Origin of the sequence: Alloprevotella tannerae ATCC 51259, assembly GCF_000159995.1 — a bacterium.
In the GTDB taxonomy this organism is placed as follows: Bacteria; Bacteroidota; Bacteroidia; order Bacteroidales; family Bacteroidaceae; genus Alloprevotella; species Alloprevotella tannerae.
The window spans coordinates 672,990-687,486 of sequence record NZ_GG700643.1 but is presented as its reverse complement, the minus strand read 5'-3'; the positions used below and the strand labels follow the sequence as shown (position 1 = coordinate 687,486).

12 protein-coding genes are annotated in these 14,497 nt (G+C 51.3%); 4 read left to right on the top strand and 8 right to left on the bottom strand.

Translation table 11 applies throughout. The features are described from left to right. Nucleotides 1-16: 16 nt before the first annotated feature. From GCWU000325_RS08900 to GCWU000325_RS08880, 5 genes are all read right to left on the bottom strand, one after another. Nucleotides 17-1,717, bottom strand: a complete 1,701-nt coding sequence (locus GCWU000325_RS08900) for a TPR end-of-group domain-containing protein (RefSeq protein WP_006256135.1) — start codon at nucleotides 1,715-1,717, stop codon at nucleotides 17-19. 54 nt (nucleotides 1,718-1,771) lie between these two features. Beyond that, nucleotides 1,772-2,623: a prolipoprotein diacylglyceryl transferase gene (gene lgt / locus GCWU000325_RS08895; protein WP_006256134.1), complete on the bottom strand. Its 852-nt coding sequence runs from the start codon at nucleotides 2,621-2,623 to the stop codon at nucleotides 1,772-1,774. A gap of 11 nt (nucleotides 2,624-2,634) precedes the next feature. Then, entirely contained in the window at nucleotides 2,635-3,738 is a 1,104-nt protein-coding gene (gene ychF / locus GCWU000325_RS08890; protein WP_006256133.1) for a redox-regulated ATPase YchF, read from the bottom strand. A gap of 5 nt (nucleotides 3,739-3,743) precedes the next feature. Further along, complete coding sequence (locus tag GCWU000325_RS08885; protein WP_006256132.1) at nucleotides 3,744-3,926, bottom strand: hypothetical protein; 183 nt, start codon at nucleotides 3,924-3,926, stop codon at nucleotides 3,744-3,746. Nucleotides 3,927-4,121: 195 nt separating this feature from the next. Next, nucleotides 4,122-5,216 (bottom strand): YncE family protein, encoded by a 1,095-nt coding sequence (locus tag GCWU000325_RS08880; RefSeq protein WP_006256130.1) that lies wholly within the window; start codon nucleotides 5,214-5,216, stop codon nucleotides 4,122-4,124. A gap of 318 nt (nucleotides 5,217-5,534) precedes the next feature. Between GCWU000325_RS08880 and GCWU000325_RS12520 the strand changes: the two genes are divergently transcribed. Both GCWU000325_RS12520 and GCWU000325_RS08870 read left to right on the top strand, forming a co-directional pair. Further along, nucleotides 5,535-5,663 carry a hypothetical protein gene (locus GCWU000325_RS12520; protein WP_262480465.1) on the top strand — a complete coding sequence of 43 codons (129 nt, stop codon included), beginning with the start codon at nucleotides 5,535-5,537 and terminating at the stop codon, nucleotides 5,661-5,663. A 196-nt stretch (nucleotides 5,664-5,859) separates the two neighbouring features. Continuing rightward, nucleotides 5,860-7,047, top strand: coding sequence for an FprA family A-type flavoprotein (locus GCWU000325_RS08870; RefSeq protein WP_006256127.1), 1,188 nt, complete (start codon nucleotides 5,860-5,862; stop codon nucleotides 7,045-7,047). 140 nt (nucleotides 7,048-7,187) lie between these two features. On the opposite strand, the gene polA is transcribed toward GCWU000325_RS08870, so the two are convergent. Beyond that, nucleotides 7,188-9,953, bottom strand: coding sequence for a DNA polymerase I (gene polA, locus GCWU000325_RS08865; protein ID WP_006256126.1), 2,766 nt, complete (start codon nucleotides 9,951-9,953; stop codon nucleotides 7,188-7,190). Nucleotides 9,954-10,066: 113 nt separating this feature from the next. Here polA and GCWU000325_RS08860 point away from each other — a divergent pair, with 113 nt between their 5' ends. Together GCWU000325_RS08860 and GCWU000325_RS12065 are read left to right on the top strand one after the other, a co-directional pair. Continuing rightward, nucleotides 10,067-11,041 carry a polyprenyl synthetase family protein gene (locus GCWU000325_RS08860; protein WP_040599769.1) on the top strand — a complete coding sequence of 325 codons (975 nt, stop codon included), beginning with the start codon at nucleotides 10,067-10,069 and terminating at the stop codon, nucleotides 11,039-11,041. An 885-nt stretch (nucleotides 11,042-11,926) separates the two neighbouring features. After that, the gene (locus GCWU000325_RS12065; RefSeq protein WP_154646632.1) at nucleotides 11,927-12,112 is read left to right on the top strand and encodes a hypothetical protein; all 186 of its coding nucleotides are present in this window, start codon (nucleotides 11,927-11,929) and stop codon (nucleotides 12,110-12,112) included. A 1,079-nt stretch (nucleotides 12,113-13,191) separates the two neighbouring features. Here the strand turns inward: GCWU000325_RS12065 and deoC are convergent. Both deoC and GCWU000325_RS08850 read right to left on the bottom strand, forming a co-directional pair. After that, entirely contained in the window at nucleotides 13,192-14,118 is a 927-nt protein-coding gene (gene deoC / locus GCWU000325_RS08855; protein ID WP_006256121.1) for a deoxyribose-phosphate aldolase, read from the bottom strand. A 1-nt stretch (nucleotide 14,119) separates the two neighbouring features. Next, the gene (locus GCWU000325_RS08850) at nucleotides 14,120-14,494 is read right to left on the bottom strand and encodes a nucleotide pyrophosphohydrolase (protein WP_006256120.1); all 375 of its coding nucleotides are present in this window, start codon (nucleotides 14,492-14,494) and stop codon (nucleotides 14,120-14,122) included. Between the last annotated feature and the right edge of the window lie 3 nt (nucleotides 14,495-14,497).

Here is a 14,497-nt window from a genome sequence, read left to right as displayed (position 1 = left end):
GAGAGGCTGCATTTGTTTATTTTACAGCTTGCTTAAACTGTGGGTCGTTAAACAAGGCGGAAAATTCTAAATCGTTGGCAGCGCGACTGCGCAAAGCTGGATCTTTGTCGATCGCTTTCCGGAGATGCGTGAGCGCCGTCGAAGATTGGCGCATCCGCATCGCGAGAATGGCTTTGAGATAGTCGGTCGTTGCCGTCGGGCGGACTACTTTGTCGAGCGTCTCTTGCGCTGCGACGTAATCCTTATTGAGGATTTGCGCCAAGGCGGCCGAGTTGGATCTGACGCCCTTCAAATCGGCTGTTGCCTGCGCGTAATTGCCGCGTGCAATATTAAGATTGCCGGCCACGGCGTTATAATTTTTAGCTGTGGCAGCGCTTCCTAAATAATTTTCAGCACCTTCGATGTCGCCTTTAGCCAAGGAAAGGAGGGCGCAGTTGGCGTTAACTTCTGCCGCATTGCCTTTTCGCATCGCTGCTTGTCGGAGCCAATCTTCGGCAGCATTGAAATCGGCGCGCTCATAAGCGGCAATGGCCAAATTATTGTAGGCTCTGTAGTCGTTAGGATAGAGACGCGTCGCCGTGCGGTAGATATTTTCCTGCTCCGCCTTTGACTCCGTCAGCGTAGCATAGTAAAGGAGTTCTTCGATAGAAAGTTTGGCGGGATCGGCAGCGTATTGCGCTTGTATTTCATCGTCGCTGCGACCGATTAGCAAGTAATTTATCGTCAAGCGGGCGCGGCGTAGTTCCGGCAAAATCTCATCTGCCAACTCGCGGAAGCCTGCTGAGAGATTGCGAATCTGCCTTTCGCGCTCTTCAGGGTCGGGATAAAGACTCAGAACGCGGAGAATGATGTCCTTATCTTGGATATTGCTCTGCGAAACGAGTTGCTGGAAGCCCTCCCAGTCTTCTGCCGTATATTTTGCCTCAACATTGCCGGCCATTTTGAGCCGCTTCAGCTCTTGCTTCACGTAGTTTGACGACGACGATTCGCGGTTTTTAGCCAAGTCAGTATTGAGTTTCATGCCGCCATCCGGTGATGCGTAGGCCGAAACTTCAATGTTGCTCAGTTCTAAGCTTTTTCCGTCGGCTTTAATGTCTTTCAGCGTGCGGATAAAGTCTTGGATCGACGTCGTTTTAAGTTCCGAATTGCGAATTTTGGCTTGTTGGATAAGATAGCGGATTTGCGCTTCTTGCTTCTGTTCCTTAGTATATTGGAACGCATCCTCACCAAGGGCCATCTGCGTCTCAGCGGCGGTGCGCTCCAGCAAGGTTGCCGTAGCCAAAACGCCATATCCGACTTTTACTTCCGGTATTCGCACTCTTTTTTTACCCAAATGCGCGTCAAAAGTCAGGAACAGCTCGCTCGAAGCCATTTCCGGCCGATAAGCGAAACTTGTTTTCATCATATAATTGCCGCCATTTGCGTAGCTCACCATTTGATCATTGGTCAAGACATTCTCGCCTCTGAACGTCGCAGCCATACCTGTGGTTTCGCCGTTCGCATAACGCAATACCGGCGTTATGGTTATGACGGCTTTCTTCTTCATATATTTTGCCGGAAAGCGCGCTGCAATCGTTGCCGGTACTTTTCCGTTGGTCGCTTCGAGCGGTTGCGGCGTCACAGTAAAGCGATCTGCCGTAAGATTGCCCAGTTTGCTACAGGCTGTGAGCGTAAGCGTCGCAGCTAAGACTAAGGGAAAGGATAATTTGTTTCGCATAGTGATATTCTAATAAAGAAGTTTGATTGCAAATGTTTGATGTCGGCCCGCTGCTTAAGCCTTTTGAGTCGATTGGGGCTTTTCGCCGAGGCGCCGGCAACGCTTTCCGCCGGTCCAACAGTAGACGCCCAAAATAATAAACGGCAAACTCAACAGCTGACCTTGGTTAATCCCGATGTAAGAGACCATCGTGCGCTCCCACGGCTCTTGCACTTCTTTGAGAAACTCAATGAAAAAGCGGAAAGAGAAGATGCACGTGAGCACCCAACCAAAGAACCAGCCCGTCGCGATCTTATCTTTGTATTGGCGATACAATAAAAGGCCGATGGGGAACAATATAAAATAGAACGCTGCCTCAAACAGCTGTCCCGGATAGCGGGCAAAATTTTCGTGGTTTTGCACAAAAATCACCCCAAGCGCCGACGTCGTCGGCTTGCCTACGATTTCTGAGTTCCAGAAGTTGCCCATACGTATGCAGGCCGCCGCTATCGGCGTAGCAATTGCGATATTGTCGAGCACACGCATCAAGTTGACCTTCGTCTTTCTGACGTAGAGCCACAAAGCTATCATTAGGCCGAGCGTACCGCCGTGACTGGCCAAACCCGTAAAGCCCGTAAACTGCCAATGTCCGTCGACCTTCACAGCAGGCAAGAAGATTTCGAGCGGATGTGTGAGAAAATAAGCCGGATCATAGAGCAGGCAGTGACCCAATCGTGCGCCGAGGATAATACCTACGAAGGCGTAGATAAAAAGGCTATCGAACTTCTCATCGCCAAGCCCTTGGCGCTTATAGAGTCTTTGTACGACGAGATAAGCGATCATTAGTCCGATCACCCACCAAAGGCCGTACCAGCGCACACCGTATCCGAAGATGTGAAAGGCGTATATATCAGGATCCCAAACCATAGTTTGTGCGTTTAAACGTTGAAGCGGAAGTGCATAATGTCGCCATCTTGCACGACGTATTCTTTGCCCTCGATGTGGAGCAAGCCGGCTTCTCTCACGGCGGTTTCACTGCCGTATTTCAGATAGTCATCATACTTGATAACTTCTGCACGAATAAAGCCGCGCTCAAAGTCGGTGTGGATCACGCCCGCACATTGCGGCGCTTTCCAGCCTTTGCGGTACGTCCAGGCCTTCACTTCCATTTCGCCGGCCGTGATAAACGTTTCGAGTTGCAACATCTTGTAAGCCGCCTTTATAAGACGGTTGACGCCGCTCTCATCCAGTCCCACGTCGTTCAGAAATTCGCGGCGCTCCTCGTAGGTTTCCAGTTCGGCGATGTCGGCTTCCGTTTGCGCAGCTACGACTAAGATCTCTGCCCCTTCGTCTTTCACCGCCTCGCGCACCTGTTCTACGTAAGCATTGCCCGTTGCCGCACTCGCCTCATCGACATTGCAGACATAAAGCACGGGTTTTGCCGTCAGCAGGAAGAGATCGTGGGCCGCTTTTTGCGCTTCCTTGGTCTCAAAACTCACCGTGCGCGCACTCTTGCCTTGATCCAGCGCTTCTTTATACGCCTTCAGCACTTCATACTCTACCTTGGCGTCCTTATTATTGCCCATTTGCGCAATTTTCTCCACCTTCGGCAGTCGGCTCTCAATGCTTTCCAAGTCTTTGAGTTGGAGTTCGGTGTCGATAATCGTTTTATCGCGAATCGGGTCCACACTACCGTCTACGTGAACTACGTTATCGTCGTCAAAGCAGCGCAGGACGTGAATAATGGCATCCGTCTCGCGAATATTGCCTAAGAATTGATTGCCCAATCCTTCACCTTTCGAGGCGCCTTTCACCAAACCGGCGATGTCGACGATCTCAACCGTGGTCGGCACGATGCGCCCCGGGTGAACAAGTTCGGCCAAGCGATTCAGACGCTCGTCGGGGACGGTGATGACGCCTACATTTGGTTCGATCGTGCAAAAGGGAAAATTTGCCGACTGCGCCTTAGCGTTGCTCAAACAATTGAATAGTGTGGATTTGCCCACATTGGGCAGGCCTACGATGCCGCATTGTAAACTCATGAATCTTATCTCTTATCTTTGAAGTTTCCCCGCGCCGGCGTCAGGCCGCGTGGGCGGTCCGGAAAGATGGGTTGGGGGAGAATATGCTTATAATAATGGTGGCCGACGCCCCACGCTGCCTTGCGAAGGAAGCGCGGCCGCCGCCTGATGTAGGGCAAATTTACGCTTTTTTCGGGAGATGCGCCCATTTGCGCGTCTCTATTTCCGCTTTCTTATGACTTCGCGCGGATCAGGACTGAACATGCCAATCGTCAAAGCCGGCGATGGGGGAGAAGCGTTTGTGCGGTGTGGCGAGCGTCTCCATCTCGTGCACCCGCCTGCCGAATGGGCTTGATGCGCATTGAAAAAAGAGGCGGAAAAGGCTGCCGTTTGTCGGCCGATGCTCAAATAAAAATGAGGCCGAACGGATGAATGCCCGTATTGATCTGCTCCTTCACGCGGCCGATCCAATCATAGCGAAAGACGTAGCCGTTTTGCGTATAGCCCGTCGCACTTGTATCGCCACACATAAAGATTTCACCCGAAGCCGGATTGATTTGCACCCGCGTCACGCTTCCCGGATAAGCCGAAAAATAATCTTTGCGCGCCGGCTGAGCGGAGATCATCATTCGGTTGTGGTACAGCGCCGAATTGATCTTTGTCTGATACGTCGTCCAGTCGGTCACGGAGTTGACAACGACAAGGTCGTAGCCGTGTGTGGCTATGTGTGTGCCATCGCAGTAGTCGCGTGCGGCGCCGTCACTCCTAATCCACCAGATGCGCGACGGCGTTGCGCCATAGTCGCCTCGACAGACGACGTAGACCGTCCCATTGGCGTCGGCGCAGAGTTCGCCGGGATTCATACCCACCTTGATTTCGTCGCGCTTCTGCAAGGTCCGCGGATCTAAACGCACCACGCGGAAGCCGTTGGCATAGCCCCCCGACGAATTATATCCGTCGGAAATGCTCACATATAGTAAGCCGTTAGCCCCCGCCAAAGCTGCCGGATTCGGCCCTACCGCTACGGAAGCCTGCTTGCTCCATGAGAGCGTATCAAAGCGCGTTACGTAGCCCGTATTGTCGGCCACGTAAACGCTTCCGGCGCCGGCGTAGACGGCTTCGGGCTGACTGATGCTGATCGTGGCTTTCTGGCGAAACGTCGTGCGGTCAATCACGCGCACAAGGTTGTCGCCATAGACGGCGAGGTATATATTTGAGCCATAGGCAATGCCGTTTTGCGGCGACATGCCCAAGCTATTGCCGCCGTTGGCTTGCGCAAAGACGCCCTGCTGTTTGGTGTCGTGCTGAAAATCTACGTAATCCAAACTTCCCGGAAGGTTCGTGTAAGCATTGCCTTGGTTGATGATGACAACGCCCTGCCGCCCCGGCAAGTTTGGCTTGGGTAGGGGGGTGGGCTCGTCGCTCGTACAACTGCTCAGGATGGCGCCGGCGCCCATCAGGAGGCACACGGCGAGGCGAAATGGTCTGATTCGTTTCATCGTTGTTGATTTTTGAGGATACAAAGAAGTGGCCGGCGCGATCTTTCGTCGGCCCGTTTTTGCAAAGGTCTTACAATTTTTCGAGGTGGCCCCGTCTTGGCCTTAAAATATTGCGTTAGAGCAGCATAAAGTATAAAAACCATTTGTCTTATCGTGCCCTTTAGGATGCTTCTCGCTCCTTTGCCTTGCGTTAAGTTCTCGCCGCTTTGTGCCTTTGATGGCCTTGCGGAAAAGTAGCGTAAAGTTGGCTGCGCGACAGACTGTATCGGGCGCGCTGCCGCCCCGCTTTCGCTTACCGTCATCAAGCCTTTTTGTTGTTTGCCGGCAGCAAACCATCGTTTGGTGGGAGCAAACTATGGTTTGGCGGCAGCATACGATCGTTTGGTGGGAGCAAACGAAGTGCAGCGGCGGCAGATGGGGGACTTGAAGGCGGAGCCGGATCGGTGAAAAGCGCCTTGGATGCTCGATGCTGCGCTGAACGCCGGCGGGGTTAAGGGGGCGATAACTGAAAATACAAACCGGCAGGCGGCAGCGGCTTGTCGGTTTGCGCGTTTTTTTGCATTTGGCGAGATTTTGCCTCGCTGAATCCGTGCATGTTGTGTGTTTTTGACTTATCTTTGCGCAATGACAATCGTATAATAATATGAAACTAACAAACAATATCCATTACGTCGGTGTAAACGACCGCGTGAAGCATCGTTTTGAAGGACTCTGGCTCTTGCCTCACGGCGTCTCTTACAACTCTTACCTTGTTGTTGACGAAAAAGTGGCGCTTATCGACACGGTAGAGGCTGATTTCTTCCCAATTTTCTTGGATAAAATTCGCGAAATCTTGGGCGAGCGGCCCATAGATTACCTCGTCGTGAACCATATGGAGCCTGATCACTCCAGTAGTATAGCTTATATCCGCAAATACTACCCTGAAGTGAAGCTTGTGGGCAACAAGAAGACGTTTGATATGATTGGTGGCTTCTATGGATTGACCACAGAAGATGATGTAGAGGTTAAAGAGGGCTCAGAACTTTCGCTTGGCAACACGACGCTGCGCTTCCATCTCGTCCCGATGCTGCATTGGCCGGAGACGATGGTGACGTACTGCGTGGAGCAAAAGGTGCTCTTCTCGGGCGATGCGTTCGGCTGTTTCGGCGCTTTGAACGGCCACGTGCTCGATACGACGATGGACATCGAACGCTATATTCCGGAGATGGAGCGCTATTACGCGGCGATTCTTGGCAAATACGCGAAACCCGTACAGGCGGCGTTGAAGAAATTGGGCGGGTTGGAGATGAATATGATCTGCTCGACGCACGGCCCGGTTTGGACGGAGAATATTCCGCGCATCATCGAGACGTATCACCGCTTGAGTGCGGGCGAAACGAGCGAGGGTGTAGTGATCTGCTATGGGTCGATGTATGGCAATACGCAACTCGTGGCGGAGGCTATCGCAGAGGGCGTGGCTGAAGCCGGTATCCGCAATATTATTGTTCACAACTTGAGCGTTTCGCAGCCGTCCGGCGTCTTGCGCGATGTGTTTAGATATCGCGGCGTGGCGATTGGCGGACCTACGTACAACACCGGACTCTTTTCTTGTGTGGATGAGTTTGTAAAACATTTGGCCGAACGCGAAGTAAGTCACCACAAGTTGGCTATTTTTGGCGGTTTCTCGTGGGCAGGACAAGCTGTAAAGATCCTGCGCGCTTACAATGAGACCATGAAAATGGAGGAAGTGGGCACAGGCCTTGAATGGAAACAAGGCGCTAAGGCTGAAGTGCTCGAAAAAGCGCGTGAATTGGGCCGCCAACTCGGAGAGGCGGTGAAGAATCCCGCGTAATAATTGGACTGTTCTTACTTATGAGTTTTCATAAGTTGAGTAGTGTTTTTTCATAATAATGGAATCGCACACTGACGTTAATTTTCAGTGTGCGATTTCTATCTATTGTTGATGCAGCGCGTAGGGTAGGGCGCGTAAAATCAGTGCGCCTCGAGCCAGTTCTTGCCCGTGCCGCAGTCGGCTTCTAAGGGGACGCTCATTTGATAAGCGCTTTCCATTTCAGAAACGATGATGGCTTTCGCGCATTCCAATTCTGCGGGCGGAATGCTGAAGTTTAATTCGTCGTGTACTTGCAGGATCATCTTGGTTTTCAACCCCTCTGCGCGCAACCTTTGATCTATGCGAATCATAGCCAGCTTGATAATGTCGGCCGCCGTCCCTTGGATAGGCGCATTCACAGCTACGCGCTCCGCATAGCCACGCACGACGGCGTTGTGCGAATTGATGTCGGCCAAATATTGACGCCGGCCAAAGGCAGTTTCGATATAGCCGCGCCGACGCGCTTTTTCGATGCTGCTATCCATATATTCCTTTACTTTAGGGTAGGTAGAGAAATAATTATCTATGAGTTCGCGCGCCTCCGTCCGACTTACATCCATCCGCTCTGCGAGCCCGAAGGCCGAGATCCCGTAAATGATGCCGAAGTTCGCGGTTTTCGCCTTCCGGCGCTCGTCGCGGCTCACCTCCGACAAGTCCTTCTTGAAAATGCGTGCGGCCGTGGCGGCGTGAATGTCCTCCCCCTTTTTGAAAGCCTCGATTAAGTGCGGGTCTTTACTGAGATGGGCCATTATTCTCAACTCTATCTGCGAGTAGTCCGCACTGAAAAATACGTCGCCCGCTTCCGGAATAAACGCTTTCCGAATCTCGCGTCCGTCTTCCCCACGCACCGGAATATTTTGCAAGTTCGGGTTGCTCGAAGATAAGCGCCCCGTCGACGTAACCGCTTGATTAAACGTCGTGTGCAAGTGTCCCGTCTGCGGATTCACAAGTTTGGGCAAGGCTTCCACATACGTGCTCAACAGCTTCTTGAGTCCGCGATGCGCCAGTATCTTCCCGACAATTTCATGCTTGTGAGAGAGGCGCACGAGCACTTCTTCCGAGGTCGAGTATTGGCCGCTCTTCGTCTTTTTCGCCTTCTCGTCGATTTTAAGTTCGCCGAAAAGCACCTCGCCCACTTGTTTCGGCGAGGTAATCATAAACGGGTGGCCCGCCAACTGATATATTTCCGCTTCCAGCTTGACCATACGCGCCGTAAACTCGCTGCTGATCTCTTGCAGGGCATTGGTGTCGAGGCAAACGCCGTTGCGCTCCATCCGCGCCAAGACCGGCATCAAAGGCATCTCAATATCATAGAAGATTTGTTCGACCCCGTTCTCGCGCATCGCCTTTTCGAGCGGCGCCATCAGCCGCAGCGTGACGTCAGCGTCTTCGCAGGCATACTCAAATACGTCTTTCGGGTCCAAATCTCCCATATTGCGTTGCCCACGTCCCTTCGGCCCGATCAACTGTTCGATCGGAATCGGACGATAGTTGAGATAGACGCTCGCCAAGTAGTCCATGTTGTGCGCCAGTTCCGGTTGCACAACATAATGGGACAACATCGTGTCGAAAAGTCGGCCCTTAGGTTTCACACCATAAGAAGCCAGCACCGTGAGATCGTATTTCAGATTCTGCCCAACAATCAAAACGTCCGCCTTTTCCCAAAATGGGCGAAGGAGTTCCAAGCGCGCTTTGACCGTATCCGTTTCACGTGAAACCGGAATGTACCATGCGCGCCCCGGAGCCGTAGAAAAACTCATACCAACCAATTTTGCCTTGATCGCCTCCTTATCTGTCGTTTCCGTATCTAACGCAACTTTTTCAAATGTCAATAATTGTGCACAAAAATCTCGTATTTCATCCTCGTTATCAAGCAGATGATATTCGTGCTCCGTGTTTTCTAAGGTCGAAATACTGGATTCTTTTGCGTCGCCCGCATCTTCGTCCGCAAGCATCGCAAAGAGATCGCCTTGGATGGCTTGATTTTTTTGCAAATTTTGACTTTTCTGCCAGCGGCTCAAAAACGTGCGAAATTCGAGCGCTTCAAAAATCGGTTGCAGTTGGTCGAAGTCCGGCTCTGTCAATTTCCACGTTTCCCAATTTACGTCGAGCGGCACGTCCGTCTTGATTGTCGTCAAGAATTTCGAGAAACGAATTTTGTCCACGTTGTCTTCCACCTTTTGCCGTTGCGCCCCTTTCAATTCGTCCGTATGTTCGAGCAAGTTTTCTATACTTCCGAAGCGCTGAATCAAAGTAGTGGCCGTTTTAGGTCCCACGCCCGGACACCCCGGTATGTTATCGGCCGCATCACCCATCAAAGCCAAGTAGTCGATGACCTGTTTCGGATCCGTCAGCCCATATTTTTGGCAAACCTCTTCCACACCCAAAATCTCCCAAGGCGCATTGCCGTGACCCGGTCGCTGCATCAGCACGTTCGGTCCTACCAATTGCGCATAATCTTTGTCCGGCGTGACCATTCTAACCTCAATGCCCTCTGCCGCAGCCCGTTTAGCCACCGTTCCGATCACGTCGTCAGCTTCGAAACCCTTCACCTCGATAATGGGAATGTTGTACGCGCGGATAATGTCTTTAATGATGGGCACGGAGCGCTTAATATCCTCCGGCGTCGCTTCCCGCTGCGCCTTATAATCAGGGTAAGCCTCGTGGCGAAATGTCGGTCCTGAAGGGTCAAATGCGATGGCGAGCATATCGGGCGCCTCTTTGCGTCGAATATCCTCCAGTGTATTTACAAAACCATAGATGGCCGACGTATTTTCTCCTTTCGAGTTGATACGCGGACTACGTATGAGGGCATAATAAGCCCGATAAATGAGCGCATAAGCGTCCAATAAGAAAAGTCTCTTCATGATTCAGTGCTGCGCAGGGCAGTTTCGTGGTCAAATTATCGGTAAATTTACGGAAAAGAATCCGTCTGTTGGCTTTTTATTCGTACTTTTGTCACCTAAACCAGCGAATGAAAGTGGACAAACTTGCTGAAATACGTCGCCCCATCGAGGCAGAACTTAACGAGTACGCCCGTCTTTTTGCCGAATCCCTTACCCACGAGGATGATTTTTTGGGTCAGGCGCTCAGCCATATGCGTCGGCGCAACGGCAAGATGATGCGCCCCATCTTAGTACTCCTCGCGGCCAAGGCTTTCGCGCCCATTAGCGAGAAAACCTTGCGCTCGGCCGTCACGCTCGAACTCCTGCATACGGCCAGTTTGATCCACGACGATGTAGTCGACGACAGCGGCGAGCGACGCGGACAAGCCAGCGTCAATGCCTTGTTTGGCAATAAGGTAGCCGTGCTCGTAGGCGATTATCTCCTTTCCAAATCCTTGCATCAAGCTTATCTCACTGACGACCTGCGTATCGTAGAAATCGTAGCGCGTTTGGGCGGCACATTAGCCGAAGGCGAGGTGAAGCAACTGGCCAACATTCGCCAATCTGTAGCCACGGAAGAGGCGTATTTCGACGTCATTCGTCACAAGACGGCTGCCCTTTTTGCGGCTTGTACCCGCTTGGGAGCGATCAGTGCCGACTGCGCGCCGGCTACGGTAGAGCAGGCGGCCACGTTCGGCGAGATCATAGGACTTTGCTTCCAGATACGCGACGATATTTTTGATTATTACGACGACGAAACCATTGGTAAACCTACCGGCAACGACTTGATGGAGGGCAAACTTACCCTGCCGGCCATCTATGCGCTTAACCATACAAACCGCACCGACGTGCAAACGTGGGTAGCGCACGTTAAAGATTCTACGGCAACGCCTGAAGAGATTAAAAGTTTGGTTGATTTCACGAAAGGTTCAGGCGGAATCGACTATGCTCATCAGCGCATGGAGGAGCTTCGGAAAGAAGCCGCCCAAGTGCTCAATGCCTTCCCAGACGAAGCCGTAAGGCGTTCATTAGCTGCTTATTTGGAGTATACGATTGATCGCAAATTATAAACAACCATTGGGCTTTCAACCGCTCGGACCTTGTTGAAAAATTTAAGTGTAGGACTTTCATTCGAGAAAGTCCTATTTTTGTTCTCACCCGTGTAGATTGCCCACACTCCTTGCTACTTAGCGCCATCGTCACCCCTAACCTCTCCATTGCAATGCCTCTTTTTGTCGGACAAGTCCCATTTTCCTTCCCTCTCCGTTCGCCTATCTCCTCATTTTAATTGATCTTTTGAGGCTACAAGGCCCATTTTCTAATGCTTCCCACCTTCTCCGATCGATCGCTCTTTTTCTTTTACTCGACTATGAACCAATTTCTTATCCGACCATCTTCTTACCTGTATCTTTTCTCCTACTTTAACCCCATTAAGGTTCTTTTTTTTTGAGGCTATGAGGCCTATTTCTTTTTGTTTTTAGCCTTTCCAAATGCTTGCTTTTTCTGCTATCACTCGCCGAACTTTCAAACGTACATACACACACATCCTATCCCACACAAACCCCGTCTTAAATAACCCCATCGGGGTTAGTCTTTAGGTAGGGCAGGGTTAAGTGCGAAGCGGCTTAACCCTGCCTAACGCACACAAGCATTGGCAACCCCTTAGGGTTGGTCTTTCAAAAAACATCAGCAATCCAAACGCAATGCATAAATCATTACCCTCCCATCACTTCAACAACGACTCACGTCGTTAGTGGCCGGGTTGCCGCTTCTCTCCTCAACCCTGCCACTGCAAAAGACCAACTCCTGATGGGGTTGCACTGTTTTCCATCGAATTATCCAGGGTTAAGTAGCTTCGCCACTTAACCCTGGCCTGCCAAAAGACCAACCCTAAGGGGTTGTTGTTGCAATTTGTGGCATCGGGGTCGAATTATGCACGCCCCATTGTTGTATAAATGCACATTAGATTTGACCTACTAATCATTTCAAACAATGCCGACATCCTTCTATCTACAAAGCCTCCCATCAAACCTCACGATTACAATACCATAGCTTCGGTTGTTAATACGCAACTCCGCTCGCCCACGCCCTTCGCCGCAAATAACCCCATCGGGGTTAGTCTTTTGGCAGGGCAGGGTTAAGGTGCGAAGCGGCTTAACCCTGCCTAACGCGCCCCAACGTTGACAACTCCTTAGGGTTGGTCTTTCAAAAACATCCACTCGTCCAAACGCAACGGACACCCTCCAAATAACAATCGACAAGATCAACGACATGCGTCGTTAGTGGCTGGGTTGCCGCTCCGCTCCTCAACCCTGCCACGATAAAAGACCAACCCTATGGGGTTGAGCACGATGTGTGCCTGCTTATCCAGGGTTAAGCCGCTACGCAACTTAACCCCGGCCTACCAAAAGACCAACCCTAAGGGGTTGTTGTTTTACTTTATCGAATTCAGCTCGGATGTCCTGTGCTCGACGCTTGTAAATAACTTTATTAGGTTTATTTTTTTTGATTTTATACCCCCTTTTCTTGCTCTTACTGCCTCACTTATTTTCCTCTGTTTTTTTCTTTTATTCTTCAATTACCAATTACTTATGCCTCTATTTTGTTCCCCGCATTTACCACCCACAAATAACCCCATTGGGGTTAGTCTCTTGGCAGGGCAGGGTTAAAGTGCTTTTCACTTTAACCCTGTCTACGACGCGTCGCATTTGAGCAACCCCTTAGGGTTGGTCTTTCAAAACGTCCGAATCCAAGTATGAAATGATAAACGTCACATAATCAATTAGATAATACAATCTCTCTACTAATAATGATAAGGCTTTACGCCCACAATAACCCACTTACCTGCGATGACGAATTGTTTATGGCGTGTACGCTCACGAGTGTAGACCCTTTTTATCACGAGTGTACACCCTTACTCTCGTGAGCGTACACCTTTTTTATCGTGAGCGCAAACTCATCTATACCGCGCCAGGCAATTCAAAACGCCGCTTAGGCGTCTAATAATACACTCCGGGAGGTATAAAGCAAGTTTGCGTAGCCCATTTACCCATAAACGTTTACTGCGTTCGGCTTCGTCCGCATTATAGGATTGCAGGTTTACGCCACCATAAAAGATATTCCGGTTGCGTTTTAGTATACAAAAATACCCGATCAGACGCGTCGAAACGCCTAATCGGGTATGTAGCTCTATGCGTGCGCCGTAAGGCGGCGAGCGGGCTTAAAACTTGCCTACATCCTCGCCCGTGACGGCTTTGATCAAGCGCGGAGCGAGTGAACTCGTGCCGATGCGGAACAAATTCGCCTTCAACCAATCCTCGCCCAAGAGTTCGCGGACGATGGTATAGTAGTTGAGCGCATCTTCCGGAGTGCTGACGCCGCCGGCTGCCTTGAAGCCGACCATACGCCCCGTTTGAGCGTGATATTCCTTGATCGCTTCGCACATTACGTAAGCCGCCTCAGGCGTAGCGCAAGGCTCGATTTTTCCTGTAGACGTCTTGATGAAATCTGCACCGGCATACATCGCCAAAATGCTTGCCCGTTTGATGTTTTCAGCCGTTTGTAGTGCCCCCGTTTCCAAGATTACTTTGAGTTGCGCTTCGCCGCAAGCCGCCTTAATCTCGCTGATCTCGTCGGCACACGTTTCATAGTCGCCGGAAAGAAAGGCGCCAACGCTCAGAACCATATCGCACTCCGTCGCACCATCGTGCACGGCCAGTGCCGTTTCAGCTGTTTTGATTTCGATAAAAGACTGCGATGAGGGGAATGCGCCCACAACGGAGGCTACTTCCGTGCCTTCTACCTCGAGCGACTGCGCTACGATCTGCGCAAAGCGCGGGTAGACGCAAATAGAGGCGAAGTGGGGGAGTGTGGGATAGTCCTCGGCCACGCGGTTGTATTTCTCGACCATTCGGAGTACGCTTTCGTCGCTATCAGTCACCTTCAGCGTCGTCAATTCCACGGTGCTGAGGAGAAATTCCAATACTTCGGGCGTATTATACTGCTCCCGTGCGCTCGCTAATAGGTTTTTTACGCGTTCTGCGACGTTTTCGTCGTGCAGATGGAGGTTGTACTTGCTGAATGCTTGTTCGTACTTGTCTGCGCCTTTTTCGTGCGCGTGATCATGATGGTGTTCGTGTAGTGTCATGTTATTGTTGTGTATTGTTTTTTAGTTTTGGATTGTTCAAATGGCGTGTGCCGTCGCGCTTGGTCTTTTTCTCAAGGTTGCGGCGAAAGGCTTCGCTGAGGTCTGTGCCGGTTTGGTTGGCCAAACAGAGAAGCACCCAAAGAATATCGGCCATCTCGTCGGCCGGATCTTGCACTTCGCCGGCCTTAAACGATTGGTCGCCGTAGCGGCGGGCGATGATGCGGGCCAATTCGCCGACTTCCTCGGTCAGGCAGGCCATATTGGTGAGTTCGCTAAAGTAGCGAACGCCGTAGGTCTTGATCCACGTGTCCACAAGGGCTTGCGCCTCGTGTAGCGTCGGACTCTCGTTGGGGGCGGGTAGAGGCTTTTCCTGCATAGG